The organism is Pseudomonas lutea (assembly GCF_000759445.1).
GTDB classification, from domain to species: domain Bacteria; phylum Pseudomonadota; class Gammaproteobacteria; order Pseudomonadales; family Pseudomonadaceae; genus Aquipseudomonas; species Aquipseudomonas lutea.
The window spans coordinates 979,341-998,824 of sequence record NZ_JRMB01000002.1 but is presented as its reverse complement, the minus strand read 5'-3'; the positions used below and the strand labels follow the sequence as shown (position 1 = coordinate 998,824).

The window sequence follows — 19,484 nt, the reverse complement described above, 5'->3', positions numbered from 1 at the left end:
GGCCGGCCTTTGTAAAACCATCGCTTGTATCGAGCAAGCAACTTTTAAAACTCTTCGTTCTGTGGAGGACGAATTAATGCACCCGAAAAATAGCAAAACGCCAGAAGTAACGCAACTGCCCCTTACAGCTAATGCTGATTTTAGCAACACACCGATCGACAACCGCGGCTTGATGGTCTTCAGCGTCACCGCCGGCATCAACGCTGAAGATGCGCTTCAAACAGCCAAGACTTTGTCGTCCGGCTTGGGGCAGATCTGCGATCACATGCATGACTCGCTCAACATGGGCGAAATGGCGTACTGCGACGGCATGAAAACCCTGGCGTTCGTCGCCGAGGCAGTTTCAGCCCTTGTTTGGTCGGTTCAGCGCGGCATGACGCCAAAAGCGGAAGGGGCGGTGCAATGAACAGCACCATTCCCAACCTCAAACAGCTCGCAGAAGAAGCCGAGTTTCAAATGGCGGCAGCGAAGGACCAGCTTGAATGGTTTTCCGCTCTCGCCCGGGCAATCTCACGGGACGTCGAGCATAACGCTGGGCGCGATGTAGTCGTGTTGGCGCACCTCGCGAACTACCTGGGCGACACAGGTGCTCCGGGCACCGAGTCTGCGATCGAGATGTTCGGGAAGATCGCCCGTAGCGAATCCGCGCCACAAAACCCCGACATGACAAATCGTGGCGCGCACGCCGAGGGAGCACCCCAATGATTAAAAACTCGCCAACCGTCTCAAGCCTGGCTAAGCAAATTGCCGCCATTCTCCGTGCGCATATTGGCGTCGCGGAGCCGACCGCTGCGGGTGGTGACCTAGTGTCGCTTGTCCGCGCCTATTGGCAAGTTCACGGCCTGATCGATGCGCCCGAGGACGGGCCCCGCACACGCCGCCACCCTCTCAATCGTGCCCAGCAATTCGACCTTGAGCACATCTCCCTGACCCTGTACCGCCAGATCATGGCGCTCACCGGATTGAGCTTTTACCCAAGCTGGCAACTGTGCGCGTCAGCCGTGCGCATCGAGGCGGAAGGGGGCTCGATCACATCTGAATTTGCCTTGGCTGAGATTGAACGGCTCAAGCAGTACGTGGTGGACCTCGGCTTCAAAGAGCAGATCGTCGCCGAGCGCTGGATGGTTGAAGAAGGGGCAACAGCATGAGCATCGTCAAATTCAATGGCGGCGATGCCGTCACCATGACCAGCGTGGAATTAGTCGACTTCATCAATTCCAGGCGTGAAGAGGGCGAAGCGATACTCGACCACGCGGACCTGATGAAGAAAGTGCCAAAGGTGCTGAAAAAAGATGCCGGAAAGTTTTCCGACATCTATCTGGACTCAATGAACCGCCGCCAAAAATGCTACCGCTTTCCAAAGCGGGAGGCATGCCTTGTCGCTATGTCGTACAGCTACGACCTGCAGGCGTCAGTCTACGACTACATGACCGAATTGGAGCAGAAGCTCCAAAGTCCTCAAGCCGGCGTTATGGCCGCACTCAGTGACCCGGCTGTACTGAAAGAGCTCCTTCTGGAGAACGTCGGCAAGGTGCTGGCGCTTACTGCTGACAACCAAGAACTAAGCACCGAGAACCTGGCGCTCGAGCAGAAGGTTGCCGCCGACGCCTCCAAGGTCGAGTTCCACGATCACGTCGTCATTTCCCACGACGTCCACTATGTGCGCGATGTCGCGCAATCGCTCGGCACGGGGCAAAACACGCTGTTCCGGTTCATGCGATTCAAAGGTTGGGTAGACCGGTTCAACACTCCTTACCAGGACAAGATCCGCTCGGGGTATCTCGTCGCTGAGCCTCATTCCTACAAAGACAAGGAGACGGGTGAGCGGAAAACCAAATTCACCTGCCGCGTAACAGGCAAGGGTTTCACCAAGCTGCAGGCGCTTTGGTCGAGCCGTAATCAAGATCTGCTGGAGGTTCCTCGATGAACAACGTAGTCAATTTCCCATCATCGGAGGCGGCAGAGGTAATCGACGAGGCGTACTTCGAAAAGTATGCCGACGCCGCGCTCCTGCTCAAGTGTTTCGAAGTAATCAAGGACGCGCTTGAGGTGATTTGTGAGCCCGAATACACGATCGAAATGGAGGACGACACCCACATGGCCCTGATCGAGGCGTTCTGGGCTATCAAGGTGCTGTTCAAACGCAAGACGGGGCACGATGCCAAACAGGTTGCCCAAGATCACTGGGAAGCGATGGGACGGCATCTGCTGGAGGGGGCGCATCTTTCGGACATGAATATCCCGATTGAAGGCTCAATCACGCGTGCCCTGCCGCCGGAGTATTTCAAAGCGCACACCAACCTCGCGCTTGCGTGTGCAGCCTTCAACCATAGCGACCAAGTCCGGTTGGGGACCAATGCCACGCTCGCTGCAAGCAACGCTAAGATCGCGGCGACTATGGCTGTGGAAGCAATCAACGCCACAACCGCGTTGCGGCAACTTGTGCTGCGTATGTCTGGTGGCATCGAAGCCATGGCAGCACATGTCGCCCGGCGGAACGGGGAGACCCTGCAATGAGCGATGTACCTCGCAAATTCCAAGGCGTCTGGATCCCTGCGGAGCGCTGGCTTGACCGTTCTCTGTCGCCGGTCGAGAAGGTGATGCTCGGGGAGATTTCCAGCCTCGAAACCGGCCCTCGGGGCTGCTATGCGACCAATGCTCACTTTGCCGAGTTCTTCGATCTGTCAATTTCTCGCGTGTCTGAAATCATCAGTGGCCTGGCGAATCGTGGCCTGATTCGGGTGGAGTTGATCCGCGACGGCAAGCGCATTGTCGAGCGCCGAATCCGCATGACAGACCCCTTCGAATTCCCGAATACCCCTTCGGAAAACAGCGCGAACCCCTTCGGAAAAGGCGGTGAACCCCCTTCGGAAAACACGCAGGGGAACAATACAAACAACAACAATACATTGAGCAGTAAAAAAACCATGCCCAAGGCTGCCGCGTTGGATGGGTTTGATCGGTTCTACCGACTGTACCCACGTAAGCAAAAGCGACCGGCTGCGGAACAGGCTTGGAAGAAGCTCGCCCCTGACGCGGAGCTGCAGCAACAGATTTTGACGGCCCTCGCCAAGCAGGTGAACAGCCTCGACTGGCTGAAGAGTGGGGGCCAGTTCATCCCCCATCCTGCCAGTTGGTTGAATGGCCGGCGCTGGGAAGACGCACCACTGCCCGCTGGCATCGCAGCACCTTCCCGTCATAGCGGATTCGACCAGATCGACTACGAGGAAGGTCTGGAGCGTGACGAGAACGGCAACTATCGAATCGCGGGGAGCGGTCAATGAAAATCCAATACACCCTTGAAGCCGTTACTCGGGACTGTCCTGATCACGGCCAATTCACCGATTCGCTGGTCGAACAGTTCGGCGCTGAGCCTGTCTGGTATGGCTGCCCGCGCTGCCACTTCGACAAACGCCATGCGCAGGAATACGAAACCCGCACCGCTGGCGTTACCCTGCATCGTGACCGGCTGATGAACGAGCGCCTGCTTGATGCCGGTATCCCGCTGCGCTTTCAGAGCTCTTCACTGGATACGTGGGCTGCGGGCGATGATCAGGGCAAGCTTCAAGCCTGGAGCACTGCGACGGGTTACGTCGACGCCTTCAGCGAGAACTTCCCCATTGGTCGCTCGATGATGCTGCTTGGCCAAGTCGGTACCGGAAAGACGCATCTCGCGGCCGGCATCCTGCAGCAGGTCATCCGCCACTTCGGGGCGCAAGGTCTGATCGGGCGGTACGCTACCGCCGGCGGCATCATCCGCAGCGTGAAGGACACCTTCGGCTCGGCCAGCAAGACGGAATCGCAGGTCTACGCCGATCTGGTCCGGCCGCATCTGCTGGTCATCGATGAGGTGGGCGTTCAGCACGGCACCGACTTCGAGCGGACCGTCCTGTTCGAGGTCATCAACGGCCGATACGAGCAGATGCGCCCAACGATCGTGGTGAGCAACCTCGGCATGGCCGATCTGCGCCATTGCCTGGGCGACCGCGCTGTCGATCGTCTCCGGGACAAAGGTGGTCTGGTGGTGCTGTTCCGCTGGCCGTCCGCGCGGGGTGCCGCATGAGTCGCGAATTGTTCAACGTAGACGCCGAGCACGGGCTGCTCGGCGCCATGTTTGTCGATCCCACGTTGATTGACGAGGTCCGCTCAACGGTCGAGATCGCCGATTTCCATGAGATCGAGAACGCGGCGCTGTACCGGGCCATTTTGGATTGTCATGAGGCGGGCGACCCGGTTGACGTGATCATGGTGAGCGAGCACCACCAGTACCTGCCCGACGGCAGTAGCATGTTGGCCTATGCAGCGACAATCCAATCAGGCGCGCAAGGTACTTCCAGCTGGAAGACCTACGCCCGGGTGATTCGTGAGCGTGCTGTGCTGCGCAAGGTGGTTGAGACGGCCAACACGATCAGCCAATCAGCGAATGATGACCTGCCGGTGGCCGAGATCATCGCGCGGGGCCAGCAGGCCATGGCCGATCTGCGCGACCTGGACGACGGCGAGCCGGACTACCACAAGGTCGGAGACATCCTTCCCCAGGTGATCGACACCATCGACTCGAAGTTTTCCGGCACGGCGCCGAAAGGGCTCTCGACCGGGATACCGGATCTGGACAAGCTGATCCGAGGCCTGCGCCCTGGCAACATGGTCGTTGTGGCCGGCCTGCCAGCGTCAGGTAAGACGATTCTCGGCGTTCAGATCGCCCAGTACGCGACTACCCAGCTTGGCGGCGCCGGCCTGGTGTTCAGCCTGGAGATGACCAAGGAAGAACTGGTAACGCGCAACATCGCCTCGCTGGGCGCGGTTGACCTGACCCGGCTGGACGAAGGGCATTCGCTGAAAGATGAAGACTGGCCGCGCATCACCAGCGCGGTAAGTGTCCTGCACAAGGCCCGGCTGTACGTTTGCGATCAGGCCGGCATGACCGTCGCTCGCATTCGCTCGATCGCGCGGCAGTGTCAGCGCCACGAAGGGCTGGACGTGATCGTCGTCGACTACATCACCCTGATCGCGGGCGAAGGCGGGCAGAACCGCACGCTGGAAGTCGGCAAGATCTCCACCGCGCTGAAGAATCTTGCCAAGGAGCTGAAGGTGCCGGTGATCGTGCTGGCGCAGCTCAATCGTGGCCCCACCAACCGGCCGGACAAGCGACCGCGCCCAAGCGATATCCGGGACAGCGGGCAGATTGAGCAGGATGCCGACGTCGTCATTCTGGTTCACGTCGACAAAGACACGGATGAGGGAGCGAACGGCGTCACGGAGTTGATCGTGGGCAAGTGCCGCCATGGCAAGCCGGGAACGTGTCTTGTGCAAGCGCAGGGGCAGTTCGTGCGGTTCGTACCGTTCGGTGGGAAACCGCCAAGCGACGAAGAGGTCGCGATGGGCCGGGCGGTGAAGTTTACCGGCCGCAACCATCGAGGAGCCGCGGACGATGAGTAAGCCAGCCCAAACAGTGCATCTCACCATCACCGATGCCGAGATTCGCAAGCAGGCGGCCACCGGCGTTCGCCAGCTGCGCGATCCTCGCTATCCACAGCTGCGCTTCCGCTATTCGACCGTCGACCGCGCCAAGGGCGTTTGGCATGTCGTGGTGGGCGGCAAGTGGGGTAAGGCCGGCAGTTATCCCGGGATCAGCGCCAAGCTGATGCAAACCACGTTGCCGGACATCCTCGCGCGTCGCGCCGTGGACTCGGCCGCGGCGTCGACCACCACCAGCTGGCGCACCGTTGGCGACGTCCTGACCTGGTACACCGATCGGATGACCCGCGACCGTGGCTTGTCGGCTAAACGCAAGGCCAGCGCGCAGTCGGCGCTGCGCTGTCACCTGGTGCCGCGCCTTCAAGATCTAGAGTTGGCCAGCCTCAATCGGTCGACGCTTGACCGCCTGCTGATGTGGCCCCTGCAGGAGAAGTACGCGCTGTCGTTCGTGCGCTCGGTTTACGGCGTGTTGGCGGCCTCGTTTCGGCAAGCCGCCCGGCTGAAGCTGATCGATGTCAGCCCGATGGCGGATCTCAAGTTCACCGACTTCGTCCGGACGCGGATCAGACCCAAAGCTGCGCGCTTGCGTGGTGATGACCTGCCGCCGCTCCTACAGACGTTTGCCGAGCAATTTGACGCCTTCCCGGTGCAGGCCATGCTGCCGCTGATGATGCTCTGTCACGGTACGCGGCTCGGCGAGACCCGTCTGGCGCGGTGGAAGAACATCAACCTTGCGACCCGGCAGTGGTTTCTCCCCCTCGCCGACACGAAGACCAAGGCCGAGCACACGTTACCGCTGACCGAACAGGCCTGCGCGCTCCTACAGCGGTACCGGGCTCGACAGGTTGCAATGGGCTACAGCGGGCCGTTCCTGTTTCCCGGCAGCAACGGCTCGGCATTGAGCCCGAGCAAGGCCTGCACCGTCTTCACCAGCGTGAGCAAGGGCGAATGGTCCAGCCACGACCTGCGCAAAGTGGCCCGCACGGCATGGGCAGATCTGGGCGTCGATTACATGGTCGGCGAGATGCTGCTCAACCACGCCATGAAGGATCTGGACGCGACCTACATCCACACCACCGCCGAGGGCATGAAGCGCAAGGCGCTGGAGGCGTGGCATCAGCACCTCGACAGCCAAGGTTTTTCCCTGCTTCACGGTGGGACATATGCGGGACAAGCCGAGGCACCTAATACCGCGCAACCATTTGAATCCGGGGCATCCAGCGCAAACCAGCATCCATCCCAAGGGAGGAGCCATATTGGAAAAGGCGCCGCCCAAGCCCAGCCAGGAGACGGCAATGAGTAGAGTTTCTGCGGCACTGCCGCGCAAAAGCCTCCAGGAGCATGAGCGCAAGTTTCTTAAGGTAGCCGGCACTTACCTTGCGCAGGAGAAGGTAGGAGGACCCGCCGCACTGGCGGATCTGCTCGACATGGTCGCCAGTTGGCATTCGTTGCGCACCGATATCGAGTTCGGCGAGTACTGCAAGCGATGGGTGCTGGAGGGCAATAGCAAGAGCCCGCCCGCTGACAAGTTGCTACGCAACCTGCTGGGACTGGATCAACCGCCACCACGCCGCATCCGGAGGGCTGCCTGATGACTGTTTACCGCGATGCAGCGCATTGCATCAGCCGTGTGATGTCGATCGAGATCCATGACGGCACCAAGAAAGCGTCTTGGCAGCGCATGTACAAGGCGAGCTTTGATGATGAATTGCCGGGCCAGTCGATTACCGACGATCTGTCGCCGGAGGAGCGCCTGACCCAAGACTCAATGACGCGCGCCACACTCAAGCGCTCTCTGCCCGAGGTTCAGTGGCAGGCGCTGGTAGGCAAATACTCCATCAACCAGAACGAAGTGAAAGACGCGGCGGCATACCTCACTCCCCGGGTGGTCAGCCCTGCGCACTACCTGTTCAAGACCAAGTGCGTCATGGCGTGGATCGTTCCAGAGCGCCGCAACGGCCTGCCAGCTTCGTTCTATGTCTTGCACAGCTGGGACGCTGACGGAACGCCCGAGCGGACTCTGCGCCGGTGGCGATCTATTACGAAACGCTGGCTCGATGATCAGGTGAGTGCCGCGCACCTGGCCGTCGAGGCACTGCTGGAGGAGCGCGGGCTATTGCATCAACTGGCCGCTTGACTGTGACCGAGTGACCGCGTAGATTTCGAACCTGCGGTTTGGTGCGTTACAGGATAACCACCGAACAAATGAAGCCCGGCCAATGTGTCGGGTTTTTTTTGGGATTGAATATGGATACTGCGCAGCAGGTTGTAGCCGCCAGCCTTGGCTGGGGTGACATCGCAAAGATCGTTCTTGCGAGTGGTGTGGTAGCGGCTCTCATCGGAATCGCAAAAGACTCTTTTTTTCGTTACCGAGACCGGCTTAAAGACGCGGAGTTTTCCGCGATAGAGGTCATCGCCAAGCTCGATCTATACGCGCTTAACTCTCGCAGGAATATTCGCGAGTACTACGAATTGTCCTCCCCCCTAAATCCGCACAACGACTACCAGAATTGGCCTGGATGCAATTATCCCGATCTGGATATCTCTAACGACGTCTTGAAGAAATTGAGCGCCGAGCACGCCAGCGACGTCGCTTGGCTCTCTACAGAGAAGGCGTTGGCCGGTGAATATCTGCACGCGGTCTACGACGAGTCATACGATCCGACGAAGGTGCATGACCATAAAGCCGAAGTCGTCGGATTCTTCGGATATGAAGCTTTTCTGCTGGCTGAAAAGCTGAGGACCAAGTACCGCCTGAAGTCCTTTGGGCAAAGGTGGGGTGTCAGTGATGGGTTTCCGGATCTCCAGAGTTATTGGAACGAGACCAAGAAGGAAATAGCCAAGCGCAGCAGCTCCCAGAACTCCAAGTGTCTCAGCACAGGGGAATGATGATGCAGCGGAACAAGCGACTTTCGATGGAGATATTGGCTTGTGTCGAGGCCGAGGATATGGGGACGGGCGTCAGTGCGGCTGATATAGGGCTGGCTGTGCACGGTCATCGAGGTGCGCTTACAGATATCGATGAGTACCACGTCAAATTGCTGGTTGACTGTGGCCTCCTTAAAGTCGAGGAGGATGATCACTTCTTTACTCATTCTTATCACCTAACGTGGTCCGGACATGACCTATTAGATGCCCTTAGAAGTGAGTTCTCGACATGAACGATATTCCCGGTTTGCCGGAGAGATAAGCAATCGGCGCGCATCATCACAAGCCTCGGCATTCGCCGGGGCTTTTTTGTTTCGAGCGAGATGCCACAGCCAGGGTGGTTCCTTCGGGAGTGGCCTGGACGTCGATAGCCGGAAGTGCGGCGTACGGAAATAACACCGGCAGTCAATGAGCCCCATACCTCGAGTGTGCACGGGGCGGCTTTGGCGGACTGATGGAAAGACATCACCCATTTCGAGCCTCGGCATTTGTCGGGGCTTTTTCATATGCCGATCCCGCAAGGGTGGACTGTCGGATGTCGACGATGCCGGAAAAAACACCTGACCTCTGGGCGCACGTCTGGCTGATCATTACGACGCCGCTCTGGCAAGGAGCGATCATGGCCGCAACGATCTCGCTATTGCGCGTGCTGTATGAGGGCAAAGAGGCCAATAAGTGGCGCGTCGTGCTCGAAGCGCTGATCTGCGGTGCGCTGAGCCTGTCAGCCAGCAGCGTCATCGAATGGATGGCCTGGCCTTCGAGCTTGTCAGTCGCCGCCGGCGGCACCATCGGGTTCATCGGCGTGACAGCGATCCGAGAGCTGATCATCAGGTTCCTCGGGCGTAAGGCGGACTCATTATGAACATCGAGCCCGTCGTCGCAGTAGCGAAATCCGTTTCCACGTTGCGCGCCATTGCCGCAGCCATCGTCATCGCAATCGTCATGGGGTTGCTGATTGCCATCCAGCAGGTCCGCGTCGTGTCCCTCCAGGGCGCCGTGACCGTCGAGCGCGACGCAAAGCAGCAGGCCGTCGATGCCAATAAGGAAAGCCAGGCCACGATTACCACGCTCCGTGCCGAGGCAGAGCGCAACGCCAAATACGCCGCCGACCTCAACAAGCGCATCAAGGCCAGCGAAGACAAGGCCAAAAAGGCCAAGAAGGAATTCGATGATCTCAAGCGCAACAGCAAACCTGTTCGTGATTGGGCTGCTCAGCCTTTGCCTGACGGCCTGCGCGGCAAAGCCGCAAGTGGTAACAACGACCACAACAATAAGGTTGGAAATCCCTGAGATGGTCCCTTGCGAGCGAGTCAATGCAGACGATACCGATCTGCGTGACAACGGCGACGTGTGGGAATTGAAGGATCAGGCCATCAAGCTGCTCGACACGTGCGCCGACCAGGTCGACGCGCAGATCCTGCGCAGCCAGAGCAAGTAAGCCAGCCCATCAAAGATGTGTCCAAATCTGGACGCACCAGTGAGCCAATGAAAAAGTCCTGGTACGTCTCAGTGCTTGGCTACAAACCATTCCCCATGATCATGCAGGAAGACCACGATCACGCCGGTGCGTTGGCATTCGCGCGCTGCAAGTGGCCGACCTGCACAGTTGAGTGAAGACCATGGCCTGCACGACATGTTCGGCCGTACGCAATCGAGCCCTGAAGTTTATGAGGATCGCCAGTGAGCGAATCAGTCAACTGCGTCAGCGTGGCGACGATCATCCCGTCAGCCAGCCTGAACCCGAACAGCCCGCTGCCGACGATGGGCACCCGAGTGATGCTGAGCGACGGCAGTGAGCTGACAGGCATTACGTCCATCACCATGACGGCAGAGCCTTGTGGTGTGTGGAAGGCGACCATCACGGTGATGCCGCACCAGGTCGAGCCCATCGCTGCCGAGGTGATGGTGGTTGAGGCAGCCGAGGCGGTCGGTCCTGATGAGCAGCTCCTTGAAGTCACAGCAACCAGTGACCGCGTGCGGCGATACGTGCCAGCACCCAAGCGGGTTGAGTAGCGGATGCCTGTCAGGCCGAAGCGACATCAACCGGCTGCGGCTTCCACTCCAGTGCACAGGACACCAGAGCAGGAGCGCGGTACCAGCAGCCAGCGTGGGTATAACTACCGATGGCAACAGTCGCGCAAGGGCTTCCTCGCCAAGCATCCCCTGTGTGTCCACTGCGAGCAGGGCGGCAGTGTGACGGCAGCCACGGACGTCGACCACATCGTGCCGCACCGTGGTGACATGGATCTTTTCTGGGACCGTACCAACTGGCAAGGCCTGTGCCATCCATGCCACTCGGTGAAGACTGCGACCGAAGATGGTGGCTGGGGCAACCGGCGGAACCGATGACTCAGCATCGAGCGTGGTAAATGAGAATGGTTCGCTCGAATGGGTCGTAAATGGAGACGAAATTGAACGTTTTGGTCATGTTTCTGGCGATTTGATCGAAATCTAACCGGTTTTGATAGGTTTTCGCTATTAGGGAGGGGGAGGGGCAGAAGTTTGGCCTTTTTCGCTCCTAGACCGCGCCCGAGGCTTTTTTTCGCGCCGTCGAAATTAGGATTTGAAAATAGAGGGTGACAAATGACCAGAGGACGGAAGCCGACGGCGCCGCACCTCAAGGTCCTGGCCGGTACCGATCGCCCGGATCGGGGGGAGGAGGACGCGCCAGAGTTCGACCTGATTGAAGATTTTCCAGACCCGCCTCAGCACCTGAACGCAGACGGCGCCGAAATGTGGCGGAACTTGGGCCGCCAGTTGGTCAGCGCGAAAGTGCTGCAGGTCGTCGACCTGTATTCACTCGAGCAGCTCTGCCATGCCTGGCAGTGCTTCCGGAAGAAAGCCAAGGCAGACATGGAATCGACCGCCGCTGAAACGACGGCACTCAAAGCGTTGTTTTCAGAATTCGGCATGACGCCTGCGAGTCGCCGGAAGGTTTCATCTGGCGGTACCGAGAAAAAGGGCAACGCGTTTGCCGGGAATGGCCGCAAGCAAGTGGGGAAATAATCGAATAGACAGGCTGTGGAGTAGGTCATGCGTGACTTCGTGAAGATCGCGACTGACTACGCCAAGGCCGCAGTAGCGGACAAGAAACGAAAGAAGCATGGAAAGCTGATACGCCAGGCTGCGCAGCGCTTTCTCGATGACCTCAAACGGGCGAAAAAGAAAGATTGCCCGTTCATGTTTGACCCGTGGCACGCCAACGACCCCTGCGATTTCATCGAAAAACTGCATCACGTCGAGGGCAAGTGGGAGAAACCCACGATCGTGATGCACGCGTCTCACGTTTTCTTCGTGGTCCAGCTCTTCGGCTTTCGCAAGCGCGAGGCTGTCTTTACCGAAGGGTGGGGCGGCAACGGGATGTTCCATCCCCGCCGCTTCACCTCGGCACTGTTTGCCGTCGCGCGAAAAAACGCCAAGAGCACGTTGTCGTCGGCCATCCTGCTGTATTGCGAGTGCTGCGAACCGGAAGAAGGCGCGCAGATCGTCAGCGCGGCGACTACGTTCGGCCAGGCCGCGATCATCTTCAACGCTGCGAAGCGGATGACCGAAAAGAACGCGGACCTTCGCGAGTACTTCGGCCTTGAGGTCTGGGCCAAGTCGATCAGCCGGGCCGAAACCGGCGCCAGTTTCAAGCCGATTCACGCGAAAGCCTCGACGCAGGACGGCCTGAACCCTTCGCACGTCGGACTCGATGAGATCCACGCACACAAAACAGCTGACCTGCTCAACGTTTTGCAGTCGGCTGCCGGCGCCCGGGGCAACCCGCTGTGGCTGTTCACGACCACCGAGGGCTACACAAACCCTGGGCCGTGGGCTGAAATCAGGATGTTCGCCAAGAAGTTGCTCGCCGGGCTGTTCGGCCACACGGCTGACCACTATCTGGTCGTGTTCTACGCGGTCGACGACGAGGACAAAACCCTCGGCATCAAGGCTGATGAGGAGTTCGACGAACGCTGCTGGATCAAAGCCAACCCGCTGATGGATGTGAACCCGCACCTGCTGGCGGCGATCCGCAAGGAGGCCGTGGAAGCGAAGCAGATGCCGTCGAAGATGGCCGAGTTTCGAATCAAGCGACTGAACCGGCCGGCGTCCACCGCAGACGGCTGGATCGACCTCAACAAGTGGCAGCAATGCGGCGGCGAGGTTGACCTTGAATGGCTGGCGGACTTCCCCTGCTGGGGTGGGCTCGACCTGGCATCGACAACTGACCTCACAAGCTTTCGCCTGATTTGGAACGTGGACGGCGTCATCTACACATACGCCTGGCGCTGGGCGCCGGAGAGCGCAGTTGCCTTCCGTACCGAACGCGGCACGGTTCCTTACGCGTCGTGGGTTGAGTCGGGGCTGCTCAAACAGACCGAGGGAGACGTCACGGACTACGCCGTGATCGAAGCGGACGTGAAGGCCGCGAACGAGCGGTTCAACATCCAGGCCATCGGTTATGACAAGTGGAACGCCTCGGACCTCGTGAACCGGCTTGTCGCCGGCGACGTACCGATGGTCGAGTTCATCCAGGGGCCGAAGTCCTATCACCCGGCGATGCAGGTTCTCGAACGGGCCTACATTTCTGGGCAGTTTGCACACGGCTCTGACCCACTTTTGAACTGGTGCGCCTCGAACCTCATCGCCCGGCGCGATGACAACATGAACATGGCGCCTGACAAGAAGCGGTCAGCCGACAAAATCGACGACATGACCGCATTGCTTATGGCAATTGGCGTCTCGGGCGCCAGTCCGGACGACGTCAATGTCGAAGACTTCCTTTCTAGACCAATGAGTATGTAATGGCCGATACCGACTACAGCATCGATCTGCGTACGCGCAGTCCCTTCTGGGCGCGGATGGCGAGCTATTTTGTCGGCGGCCGCCTCACCACCCCCGAAAAGGGCTCGCAGACCGGGCCGATATCGGCGTCTGGCGTGGTGGGCGATTCTGTCGTCAATGACGAGCGTTCGCTGCAAATCTCTACTGTGTTCGCTTGCGTTCGACTGATCTCAAGTGTCACGGCCTGTATGCCGCTTGACGTGTTCGAGACCAGAGGCGACGACCGAATCAAGGCTCCGCTGACGCACCCGCTCGCGCGGCTCCTGCGCTACATGCCCAACCAGTACATGACGGCCTTCGACTTCCGTGTCGCGATGACCATGCAGCTTTGCTTCTACGGAAACGCGTACGCGCTGATCGAACGCAACGTGGCGGGCGATGTGATCAGCCTGATTCCGATGATGTCGGTGAACATGGACGTCCGCATGGAAGGCAAACGGGTGATTTACAAATATCGACGTGACACTGAATACGCGGAGTTCAAGCAGAGCGAAATCTTTCACCTGAAGGGTTTTGGCTTCAATGGCTTAGTCGGCCTCTCGCCGATTGCTTTCGGAGCCAAGACCGCAGGCGTAGCGGTGGCAATGGAAGATCAGCAGCGCGACTTCTATGCCAACGGTGCGAAGTCGCCGCAAATCATGTCCACCGGCGAGAAGACACTTAACAAGGTCCAGCGCGATCAGGTAGAGGAGAATTTCAAGGAAATCTCAGGCGGTCCCGTCAAGAAACGGCTGTGGATCATCGAGGCCGGCTTCACCACTCAACCGATTGGCGTAAGTCCCCAGGATGCGGAGACGATGGCCGCGCGGAAGTTTCAAGTCAGCGAGCTGGCGCGGTTCTTCGGTGTGCCACCGCACCTGGTGGGTGATGTCGAAAAATCTACCAGTTGGGGTTCGGGCATCGAGCAGCAAAACCTGGGCTTTCTGCAGTACACCTTGGACCCATACCTCGAAATATGGGAGACGAGCATCCTGCGCTGGCTGGTGAAGCCTGCGGATCTGGGCAAGGTCCACGCCGAGCACAACCGCGACGGGCTGCTTAGCGGTGATTCGACGGCCCGAGCGAACTACATGAAGACTTTGGTCGATACCGGTCTGCTGACCATCAACGAAGGGCGCCGAGTGAACAACAAGCCTCCGCTTCCAGGTGGTGACGTGGCCACGCGCCAATCCCAAAACGTGCCCCTTGAGCAACTTGGCAAGACAAACCCCGCCCCTGGCGGGGTTTAGTTTTTCTGGAGTCAGTAAATGTCCAATATTCATAAGACCATCGCCTTCGAACAGGCTGAAATCAAGTTCTCCGGCGGGGGTACGCAGGGCATCTTCGAAGGCTATGCCAGCGTCTTCAACAAGGTCGATGCTGATGGCGACATCATTCTGCCGGGCGCCTTCGCGACAGCGCTTACCGGCCAGTCCCGAGCCGTGGCGATGTTCTTCAACCACCAGAGAAATGCCATTCCTGTTGGCAAGTGGTTGCACCTTGAAGAGGACAGCAAAGGGTTGCTCGCGCGCGGCGAGCTCACCCCGGGTAATCCTCAGTCCGAGGCGCTCAAGTCCGCCATGCAGCACGGAACCGTAAACGGCCTGTCGGTGGGCTTTCTGGCTGGCGCTGCCGACTTCGACCGGATTGCGACCGGCATGGCCTTCAAGTCCATGCAGCGGCTGCGGGAGATCAGCATTTGCACGGAGCCAGCCAACGAAGACGCGTCGATTTCCTCGTTGAAGAGCATGGACGCCATCGAATCCATTCGTGATGCGGAGCACTGGCTGAGGGATTCGGCCGGGCTATCCAAATCCGAAGCGCAGGCGTTGATCGCCCGCATCAAGTCCGCAGTTCGGAGCGATTCCGAAGGTGGCGAAATCACCGCGATCCTGGATCGCATCAAGTCCTTCCCATCTGTAGGAAAATAAACATGTCCGAATTGGCCCAAATTCAAAAGGCTATCGAAACAGCGCAAGCGAACATGACCGCACTGTTCGATGCGCAGAAGAAAGAGATCACCGCGACGGGTGAAGTCAGCAAGAAAATTCAAACCGACCTGCAGACCGTGCAGGACGAGCTGAAAACCGCAGGTACTCGCCTGTTCGACTTGGAATCCAAGCTCGCCGGCGGCGAACTGGACAACCCGGAGCACAAGAAAAGCTTCGCCGAGCGCGCAGCCGAAGACATCAAGAAGGGCTGGAACGGCTCGACCTCGGGCAAGGTTGACGTCAAGAGTTTCAGCAAGGCGCTGGGCAGCGGTGTCGGTTCCGCTGGCGCGCTGGTTCAGGCTCAACGCAATCCAGGCATTTTGATGCCCGGTATGCGCCGTCTGACCATCCGCGACCTGCTGGCGCAGGGCCGCACTAACTCGAACGCGATCGAGTACGTGCGCGAGAACGTGTTCACTATCGGCGCCGCGCCGGTCGCCGAGGGTGCTTTGAAGCCCGAAAGCCAGCTGACGTTCACCAAGGAAACGGCGAACGTCAAAACGATCGCTCACTGGATTCAGGCTGCGCGCCAGATCATGGATGACGCGCCGATGCTCGAGTCCTATGTAAACGGCCGCTTGCTGTTCGGTCTGGACCTGGTCGAAGAAGGCCAGTTGCTCAACGGTGATGGTACCGGTGACAACTTGCTGGGTTTGAACAAGGTCGCCACTGCGTACGACACCGCGCTGAACGCCACGGGCGACACTCGCGCGGACATGATCGCTCACGCGATCTTCCAGACCAGCGAGTCCGAGTTCGAGGCCTCCGGTCTGATTCTCAACCCGCGAGACTGGCACGCGATCGCGCTGCTGAAAGATGCCGATGGCCGCTACATCTTCGGCGGTCCGGCTGCGTTTGCCGCGAAAGTCATGTGGGGTTTGCCGGTTGTGGCAACCAAAGCTCAGGCGCAGGGCACCTTCACTGTAGGCGGCTTCGACCTGGCCTCGCAGATCTGGGACCGCATGGACGCAACCATCGAGGTCAGCAACCAGGACCGCGATAACTTCGTCAAGAACATGCTGACCATCCTGTGCGAAGAGCGCCTGGCGGTAACTCACTACCGTCCGACCGCGATCATCAAAGGCACTTTCACCCCGGCGGCATAATGACAGGAGCGGGGCGGGTAACCGCCCCGGTTTCACTATGAAAACTATTCGCGCGTTGCGGCAGTTCTCTCACTACCACGCTGGTAGTTTTGACCAATATGAGACCCGGCCAGTGTCTGACGACGTTGCCGATGCATTGGTCGGTATGAAGCTCGCCGAACTGGTCGATGTTGAGCAGTCCGCCCAGGTCGATGGCCAGGGAAAGGCGAAGGAAAAGGTTAAGAAATGACCGTGGCCCTTGCCGATTTGCTGGCGATGGATCTCATCAAGAAGCACTTGCGCGTCGATTCGGCGGATGAGGACGATCTGATCGAGCTGTATGCGGAGTCGGCACTGGCTTGGGCTCTCTGGTACTGCGACAACCCTCTACTCGCCGCTGCCGGCGATATCCCGGCAAGCTTCAAATCTGCACTTCTGCTGCTGATCGGCCACTCCTACACGAATCGTGAAGCAGTGGTGGTCGGCACCTCAGCGGCAGTGCTGCCGATGGGTGTCGGTCCGCTACTGTGGTCTTCGCGCAGCCTGGCAGACAGCAAACCGCAGGAGGAATACCCATGCGCGCCGGCGATCTCCGTCATCGGGTGACCTTCGAGGAGAAGGTCGTCACCAATGACCCCGTTTCTAACGAAGAGCTGGTGTCGTGGGTGGAATTTGCCACGGTATGGGCCGCAATCAGGGATTTAAGCGTGCGCGAGTTCATCTCGGCGCAGTCCACCCAGTCCGAGGTCACTTGCAGGATCGTGACGCGATACCGTGACGGCTTCGACGCTGCCATGCGCGCTCGCCATGAGGGCAGGATCTACAACTTGCACGGGATTTTGAGAGATCCCGTGTCTGGCAAGGAGTACTTGACCTTCCCAGCCAGTGAGGGCACGAACGATGGGTGATCGGGTTGAGTACAAGCTCAGGGGAGCAGACGAATTATCTGCCCGGTTCCGTGGGCTGACCGAGGAAATGCGCCGCAAGGTCGTCACGCCAGCGGCCAAGGATGCGATGGAGATCGTTCTCGCGGACGCCAAGGACCGGGCAGCGCGGATTGATGACCCGGAAACATCGAACTACATCCCGAAGAACCTCGCGATTGTTGAACGCAAGGCGATCGGCATGGAAGTCGGCGCGGTTGTGATGTCCGTTGGTGTGCGCAAGCGCAGCCGGGGGCAGGGCGGCGGCAACACCTTTTATTGGTGGTGGGTTGAGCTCGGCACCGAGAAAAACCGCGCCCGGCCGTTCCTGCGCCCGGCGCTGGCCAACAACCGCGAGGCCCTGTTCAAGGAGTTCCTCGGCTCGGCCAAGTACCAATTGATCAAGCTGGGGGTGAACTGATGCTCGCGCCCATTACCCAGGTGTGCAAATCCGATCCTGCTGTGGTTGCGCTGCTGGGCGAAAGCCCGCTCAGGCTCTATCCGCATGGTGAAGCGCCGCAGGACGTAGCCAAGCCGTACGCGGTTTGGCAGGTGGTGAGCGGCTCGCCCCTGAACTACATCAACGGACAGCCGGAAACAGACCGATACGGCCTGCAGATCGATGTCTACGCCGCGACAGCGATATCGGCGGACTCGGTGGTATCCGCCATGCGCAAAGCCATTGGAAAGCGGGCCTACATCACCGGGTTCGGCGTCGATACCGTGGACACCGTTACGAAGAACTACCGCAAAGGTTTCGATGTTGCCTGGCTGGTCAGTGCATAGCCGGAAAACCTGAAAGAACGACCCGCTCCGGCGGGTTTTTTTATGCCCGCCAATGTGAGATTTCGCAGGAAATCTGGGAGTACCAATTTGACCATTAATGTCCAGGGCACGGAGCTTTTCGCCATCGACCCGGCTGATAACACCATTCTCGATGTGGGCTGCTTCACCACGCTCGATGGCATCGACACTTCGGTCGCGCAGGTCGACGTGACGTGCACCAAATCGAAAGGTCGTGAATATGAAGCTGGTCTGGCTGAACCTGGTTCCGCGTCGTTCGGCTTGAACATCGACCCAAAGAACCCGGTTCACCTGCGCCTTCACCAGTTGAAGACCGCTGGCACGAAGCTTAAGTGGGTTGTTGGCTGGTCTGACGGCTACAACTTCGATACCGAAGAAGGCATCCAGCCTCTTATTGGCACGCCAGGCGGTCTGTCAGCGCTGGTGCTGAACTCGGCGGGCACCGGCTACACGACTGCTCCTACGGTGGCTATCACTGGCGGCGGTGGCACTGGCGCGACGGCGACGGCCCAAATCGCGAACGGCAAGGTCACTGGATTCACCATTACGAACGAAGGCGCCGGCTACACCAGCGCCCCGACCGTGGCGCTCACAGGTGGCGCTGGTACCGGTGCGACTGCGCGCGCGTTGGTGGAAACAGAGATCGATTTCGACCTGCCAAACACCCGCACCTGGCTCACCTTCGAAGGCTACATGAACAGTTTCCCGTTCACGTTCGGTCTAGGCGACGTCGTCAAATCCACCGTTGGCATCCAGGTTTCGGGCGAACCCGTTCTGGTCGCCAAGACTGCGCCGTAAGGAACCTCCATGGATCTGAATATTGCTTCGCTCAAAGCGTCCGGGGCGTTCATCTCGGCACCGCACAAAAAGGAAGTCAGCTGGCACGCGAACGGAAAGCCGCAGAAGGCCACCGTGTACGTGCTGCAGGAGTCTTTCATTTCGCTGACCCAGCGCTGGGATGCTCAGGACCGCGGCGGCGACTTGGCCGCCCAGCGCATCGCCTCCTGCATCACCGACAAAGACGGTGTGCCGGTGTTTACCGTCGAGGACGTAGTCGGCGGGCCAGAAACGGGGCATGGCCCGCTTTGTGCGGAGCTGGCGATTGTGTTGCTTGCCGCAATCGGTGAGGTCAACAAGGTGCCGGAGGGCGCGCTCGAAAAAAAATCCAACCCGAGGAAGAGCTCTGGCACGAGCTCGCGATCGTCCTCGGGACGACGATCGCCGAAGCAAAGCAAAGAATGACCTACGTCGAGGCGATGGACTGGATGCGGTACCGGCTTCAAACCGGCTCGCTGAATCTGGGCCTTCGTCTCGATGAAGGTTTCGCGCTGCTTGCCACCGTGTTCAACAATGCCATGGGCGGCAAAGCCAAGTTCTCCGACTTCATGCCGGATCGCGGCTTCCAAGCTCCATCAAAAGAAGCCACGCCGCAGGATCTGTTGGCGCTGCTGCAGCGCGTGAAGGGGTGA

General features: G+C 59.3%; 31 protein-coding genes. All 31 read left to right on the top strand.

Going from position 1 to position 19,484, the window contains the following annotated elements; translation table 11 throughout:
- Nucleotides 1–76 precede the first annotated feature (76 nt).
- The 31 genes from LT42_RS16720 (at nt 77) to LT42_RS16575 (ending at nt 19,484) form a co-directional block, all read left to right on the top strand.
- Nucleotides 77–406: a hypothetical protein gene (locus tag LT42_RS16720; protein WP_037015300.1), complete on the top strand. Its 330-nt coding sequence runs from the start codon at nt 77–79 to the stop codon at nt 404–406.
- Nucleotides 403–705, top strand: coding sequence for a hypothetical protein (locus LT42_RS16715; protein WP_037015298.1), 303 nt, complete (start codon nt 403–405; stop codon nt 703–705). The genes LT42_RS16720 and LT42_RS16715 overlap by 4 nt, the downstream gene beginning before the upstream one ends.
- Nucleotides 702–1,148, top strand: a complete 447-nt coding sequence (locus LT42_RS16710; protein WP_037015295.1) for a hypothetical protein — start codon at nt 702–704, stop codon at nt 1,146–1,148. Before LT42_RS16715 ends, LT42_RS16710 begins: the two co-directional genes overlap by 4 nt.
- Nucleotides 1,145–1,927 (top strand): phage antirepressor KilAC domain-containing protein, encoded by a 783-nt coding sequence (locus tag LT42_RS16705; protein WP_052075313.1) that lies wholly within the window; start codon nt 1,145–1,147, stop codon nt 1,925–1,927. Before LT42_RS16710 ends, LT42_RS16705 begins: the two co-directional genes overlap by 4 nt.
- A complete protein-coding gene (locus LT42_RS16700; RefSeq protein WP_037015292.1) occupies nt 1,924–2,517 on the top strand; it encodes a hypothetical protein in 594 nt (197 codons plus the stop codon). The genes LT42_RS16705 and LT42_RS16700 overlap by 4 nt, the downstream gene beginning before the upstream one ends.
- On the top strand, nt 2,514–3,284 hold the full coding sequence (locus tag LT42_RS24910; RefSeq protein WP_052075312.1) for a hypothetical protein: 771 nt from the start codon (nt 2,514–2,516) through the stop codon (nt 3,282–3,284). Before LT42_RS16700 ends, LT42_RS24910 begins: the two co-directional genes overlap by 4 nt.
- Nucleotides 3,281–4,063 carry an ATP-binding protein gene (locus tag LT42_RS16690; protein WP_037015276.1) on the top strand — a complete coding sequence of 261 codons (783 nt, stop codon included), beginning with the start codon at nt 3,281–3,283 and terminating at the stop codon, nt 4,061–4,063. The genes LT42_RS24910 and LT42_RS16690 overlap by 4 nt, the downstream gene beginning before the upstream one ends.
- Nucleotides 4,060–5,439 carry a replicative DNA helicase gene (locus tag LT42_RS16685; protein WP_037015273.1) on the top strand — a complete coding sequence of 460 codons (1,380 nt, stop codon included), beginning with the start codon at nt 4,060–4,062 and terminating at the stop codon, nt 5,437–5,439. Before LT42_RS16690 ends, LT42_RS16685 begins: the two co-directional genes overlap by 4 nt.
- Entirely contained in the window at nt 5,432–6,781 is a 1,350-nt protein-coding gene (locus LT42_RS16680) for a tyrosine-type recombinase/integrase (RefSeq protein ID WP_037015269.1), read from the top strand. Before LT42_RS16685 ends, LT42_RS16680 begins: the two co-directional genes overlap by 8 nt.
- Nucleotides 6,774–7,070: a hypothetical protein gene (locus LT42_RS16675; protein ID WP_037015266.1), complete on the top strand. Its 297-nt coding sequence runs from the start codon at nt 6,774–6,776 to the stop codon at nt 7,068–7,070. Before LT42_RS16680 ends, LT42_RS16675 begins: the two co-directional genes overlap by 8 nt.
- A complete protein-coding gene (locus LT42_RS16670; RefSeq protein ID WP_037015263.1) occupies nt 7,070–7,615 on the top strand; it encodes a hypothetical protein in 546 nt (181 codons plus the stop codon). The genes LT42_RS16675 and LT42_RS16670 overlap by 1 nt, the downstream gene beginning before the upstream one ends.
- A gap of 110 nt (nt 7,616–7,725) precedes the next feature.
- Nucleotides 7,726–8,367: a hypothetical protein gene (locus LT42_RS16665; RefSeq protein WP_152597684.1), complete on the top strand. Its 642-nt coding sequence runs from the start codon at nt 7,726–7,728 to the stop codon at nt 8,365–8,367.
- The gene (locus LT42_RS26640) at nt 8,364–8,639 is read left to right on the top strand and encodes a DUF2513 domain-containing protein (RefSeq protein WP_476705379.1); all 276 of its coding nucleotides are present in this window, start codon (nt 8,364–8,366) and stop codon (nt 8,637–8,639) included. The genes LT42_RS16665 and LT42_RS26640 overlap by 4 nt, the downstream gene beginning before the upstream one ends.
- Before the next feature lie 302 nt (nt 8,640–8,941).
- The gene (locus LT42_RS16655; protein ID WP_037015254.1) at nt 8,942–9,268 is read left to right on the top strand and encodes a phage holin, lambda family; all 327 of its coding nucleotides are present in this window, start codon (nt 8,942–8,944) and stop codon (nt 9,266–9,268) included.
- 41 nt (nt 9,269–9,309) lie between these two features.
- Complete coding sequence (locus LT42_RS16650; RefSeq protein WP_037017431.1) at nt 9,310–9,696, top strand: hypothetical protein; 387 nt, start codon at nt 9,310–9,312, stop codon at nt 9,694–9,696.
- A complete protein-coding gene (lysC, locus tag LT42_RS26280; protein ID WP_276209542.1) occupies nt 9,605–9,844 on the top strand; it encodes an Rz1-like lysis system protein LysC in 240 nt (79 codons plus the stop codon). Before LT42_RS16650 ends, lysC begins: the two co-directional genes overlap by 92 nt.
- Nucleotides 9,845–10,086: 242 nt before the next feature.
- The gene (locus LT42_RS24905; protein WP_052075311.1) at nt 10,087–10,419 is read left to right on the top strand and encodes a hypothetical protein; all 333 of its coding nucleotides are present in this window, start codon (nt 10,087–10,089) and stop codon (nt 10,417–10,419) included.
- Between the two features lie 3 nt (nt 10,420–10,422).
- The gene (locus LT42_RS25360; protein WP_081955406.1) at nt 10,423–10,755 is read left to right on the top strand and encodes an HNH endonuclease; all 333 of its coding nucleotides are present in this window, start codon (nt 10,423–10,425) and stop codon (nt 10,753–10,755) included.
- Nucleotides 10,756–10,989: 234 nt separating this feature from the next.
- Nucleotides 10,990–11,412: a terminase gene (locus LT42_RS16635; RefSeq protein WP_037015252.1), complete on the top strand. Its 423-nt coding sequence runs from the start codon at nt 10,990–10,992 to the stop codon at nt 11,410–11,412.
- Between the two features lie 27 nt (nt 11,413–11,439).
- Nucleotides 11,440–13,194, top strand: coding sequence for a terminase large subunit (locus tag LT42_RS16630; protein ID WP_037015249.1), 1,755 nt, complete (start codon nt 11,440–11,442; stop codon nt 13,192–13,194).
- A complete protein-coding gene (locus LT42_RS16625; protein WP_037015246.1) occupies nt 13,194–14,462 on the top strand; it encodes a phage portal protein in 1,269 nt (422 codons plus the stop codon). Before LT42_RS16630 ends, LT42_RS16625 begins: the two co-directional genes overlap by 1 nt.
- Before the next feature lie 18 nt (nt 14,463–14,480).
- A complete protein-coding gene (locus tag LT42_RS16620; RefSeq protein WP_037015243.1) occupies nt 14,481–15,143 on the top strand; it encodes an HK97 family phage prohead protease in 663 nt (220 codons plus the stop codon).
- 2 nt (nt 15,144–15,145) lie between these two features.
- A complete protein-coding gene (locus tag LT42_RS16615) occupies nt 15,146–16,309 on the top strand; it encodes a phage major capsid protein (RefSeq protein WP_037015240.1) in 1,164 nt (387 codons plus the stop codon).
- Nucleotides 16,310–16,346: 37 nt separating this feature from the next.
- Nucleotides 16,347–16,538, top strand: a complete 192-nt coding sequence (locus LT42_RS16610) for a hypothetical protein (protein ID WP_037015237.1) — start codon at nt 16,347–16,349, stop codon at nt 16,536–16,538.
- A complete protein-coding gene (locus LT42_RS16605; RefSeq protein ID WP_052075310.1) occupies nt 16,535–16,894 on the top strand; it encodes a head-tail connector protein in 360 nt (119 codons plus the stop codon). The genes LT42_RS16610 and LT42_RS16605 overlap by 4 nt, the downstream gene beginning before the upstream one ends.
- Nucleotides 16,864–17,196, top strand: a complete 333-nt coding sequence (locus LT42_RS16600) for a phage head closure protein (RefSeq protein ID WP_037015232.1) — start codon at nt 16,864–16,866, stop codon at nt 17,194–17,196. The genes LT42_RS16605 and LT42_RS16600 overlap by 31 nt, the downstream gene beginning before the upstream one ends.
- A complete protein-coding gene (locus LT42_RS16595; RefSeq protein ID WP_037015230.1) occupies nt 17,189–17,632 on the top strand; it encodes an HK97-gp10 family putative phage morphogenesis protein in 444 nt (147 codons plus the stop codon). Before LT42_RS16600 ends, LT42_RS16595 begins: the two co-directional genes overlap by 8 nt.
- Nucleotides 17,632–17,997 carry a DUF3168 domain-containing protein gene (locus tag LT42_RS16590; RefSeq protein ID WP_037015228.1) on the top strand — a complete coding sequence of 122 codons (366 nt, stop codon included), beginning with the start codon at nt 17,632–17,634 and terminating at the stop codon, nt 17,995–17,997. Before LT42_RS16595 ends, LT42_RS16590 begins: the two co-directional genes overlap by 1 nt.
- Nucleotides 17,998–18,039: 42 nt before the next feature.
- The gene (locus LT42_RS16585) at nt 18,040–18,813 is read left to right on the top strand and encodes a phage tail tube protein (RefSeq protein WP_081955405.1); all 774 of its coding nucleotides are present in this window, start codon (nt 18,040–18,042) and stop codon (nt 18,811–18,813) included.
- A 9-nt stretch (nt 18,814–18,822) separates the two neighbouring features.
- Nucleotides 18,823–19,257: a phage tail assembly chaperone family protein, TAC gene (locus tag LT42_RS16580; RefSeq protein WP_052075309.1), complete on the top strand. Its 435-nt coding sequence runs from the start codon at nt 18,823–18,825 to the stop codon at nt 19,255–19,257.
- Nucleotides 19,254–19,484, top strand: a complete 231-nt coding sequence (locus tag LT42_RS16575) for a phage tail assembly protein T (protein ID WP_052075308.1) — start codon at nt 19,254–19,256, stop codon at nt 19,482–19,484. Before LT42_RS16580 ends, LT42_RS16575 begins: the two co-directional genes overlap by 4 nt.

Excerpts from the sequence above, each read along its gene's own strand:
- LT42_RS16720 (WP_037015300.1), top strand. The coding sequence starts at position 77 with ATGCACCCGAAAAATAGCAAAACGCCAGAAGTAACGCAACTGCCCCTT.
- LT42_RS16715 (WP_037015298.1), top strand. The coding sequence starts at position 403 with ATGAACAGCACCATTCCCAACCTCAAACAGCTCGCAGAAGAAGCCGAG.
- LT42_RS16710 (WP_037015295.1), top strand. The coding sequence starts at position 702 with ATGATTAAAAACTCGCCAACCGTCTCAAGCCTGGCTAAGCAAATTGCC.
- LT42_RS16705 (WP_052075313.1), top strand. The coding sequence starts at position 1,145 with ATGAGCATCGTCAAATTCAATGGCGGCGATGCCGTCACCATGACCAGC.
- LT42_RS16700 (WP_037015292.1), top strand. The coding sequence starts at position 1,924 with ATGAACAACGTAGTCAATTTCCCATCATCGGAGGCGGCAGAGGTAATC.
- LT42_RS24910 (WP_052075312.1), top strand. The coding sequence starts at position 2,514 with ATGAGCGATGTACCTCGCAAATTCCAAGGCGTCTGGATCCCTGCGGAG.
- LT42_RS16690 (WP_037015276.1), top strand. The coding sequence starts at position 3,281 with ATGAAAATCCAATACACCCTTGAAGCCGTTACTCGGGACTGTCCTGAT.
- LT42_RS16685 (WP_037015273.1), top strand. The coding sequence starts at position 4,060 with ATGAGTCGCGAATTGTTCAACGTAGACGCCGAGCACGGGCTGCTCGGC.
- LT42_RS16680 (WP_037015269.1), top strand. The coding sequence starts at position 5,432 with ATGAGTAAGCCAGCCCAAACAGTGCATCTCACCATCACCGATGCCGAG.
- LT42_RS16675 (WP_037015266.1), top strand. The coding sequence starts at position 6,774 with ATGAGTAGAGTTTCTGCGGCACTGCCGCGCAAAAGCCTCCAGGAGCAT.
- LT42_RS16670 (WP_037015263.1), top strand. The coding sequence starts at position 7,070 with ATGACTGTTTACCGCGATGCAGCGCATTGCATCAGCCGTGTGATGTCG.
- LT42_RS16665 (WP_152597684.1), top strand. The coding sequence starts at position 7,726 with ATGGATACTGCGCAGCAGGTTGTAGCCGCCAGCCTTGGCTGGGGTGAC.
- LT42_RS26640 (WP_476705379.1), top strand. The coding sequence starts at position 8,364 with ATGATGATGCAGCGGAACAAGCGACTTTCGATGGAGATATTGGCTTGT.
- LT42_RS16655 (WP_037015254.1), top strand. The coding sequence starts at position 8,942 with ATGTCGACGATGCCGGAAAAAACACCTGACCTCTGGGCGCACGTCTGG.
- LT42_RS25360 (WP_081955406.1), top strand. The coding sequence starts at position 10,423 with ATGCCTGTCAGGCCGAAGCGACATCAACCGGCTGCGGCTTCCACTCCA.
- LT42_RS16635 (WP_037015252.1), top strand. The coding sequence starts at position 10,990 with ATGACCAGAGGACGGAAGCCGACGGCGCCGCACCTCAAGGTCCTGGCC.
- LT42_RS16630 (WP_037015249.1), top strand. The coding sequence starts at position 11,440 with ATGCGTGACTTCGTGAAGATCGCGACTGACTACGCCAAGGCCGCAGTA.
- LT42_RS16625 (WP_037015246.1), top strand. The coding sequence starts at position 13,194 with ATGGCCGATACCGACTACAGCATCGATCTGCGTACGCGCAGTCCCTTC.
- LT42_RS16620 (WP_037015243.1), top strand. The coding sequence starts at position 14,481 with ATGTCCAATATTCATAAGACCATCGCCTTCGAACAGGCTGAAATCAAG.
- LT42_RS16615 (WP_037015240.1), top strand. The coding sequence starts at position 15,146 with ATGTCCGAATTGGCCCAAATTCAAAAGGCTATCGAAACAGCGCAAGCG.
- LT42_RS16610 (WP_037015237.1), top strand. The coding sequence starts at position 16,347 with ATGAAAACTATTCGCGCGTTGCGGCAGTTCTCTCACTACCACGCTGGT.
- LT42_RS16605 (WP_052075310.1), top strand. The coding sequence starts at position 16,535 with ATGACCGTGGCCCTTGCCGATTTGCTGGCGATGGATCTCATCAAGAAG.
- LT42_RS16600 (WP_037015232.1), top strand. The coding sequence starts at position 16,864 with ATGCGCGCCGGCGATCTCCGTCATCGGGTGACCTTCGAGGAGAAGGTC.
- LT42_RS16595 (WP_037015230.1), top strand. The coding sequence starts at position 17,189 with ATGGGTGATCGGGTTGAGTACAAGCTCAGGGGAGCAGACGAATTATCT.
- LT42_RS16590 (WP_037015228.1), top strand. The coding sequence starts at position 17,632 with ATGCTCGCGCCCATTACCCAGGTGTGCAAATCCGATCCTGCTGTGGTT.
- LT42_RS16585 (WP_081955405.1), top strand. The coding sequence starts at position 18,040 with ATGCCCGCCAATGTGAGATTTCGCAGGAAATCTGGGAGTACCAATTTG.
- LT42_RS16580 (WP_052075309.1), top strand. The coding sequence starts at position 18,823 with ATGGATCTGAATATTGCTTCGCTCAAAGCGTCCGGGGCGTTCATCTCG.
- LT42_RS16575 (WP_052075308.1), top strand. The coding sequence starts at position 19,254 with ATGACCTACGTCGAGGCGATGGACTGGATGCGGTACCGGCTTCAAACC.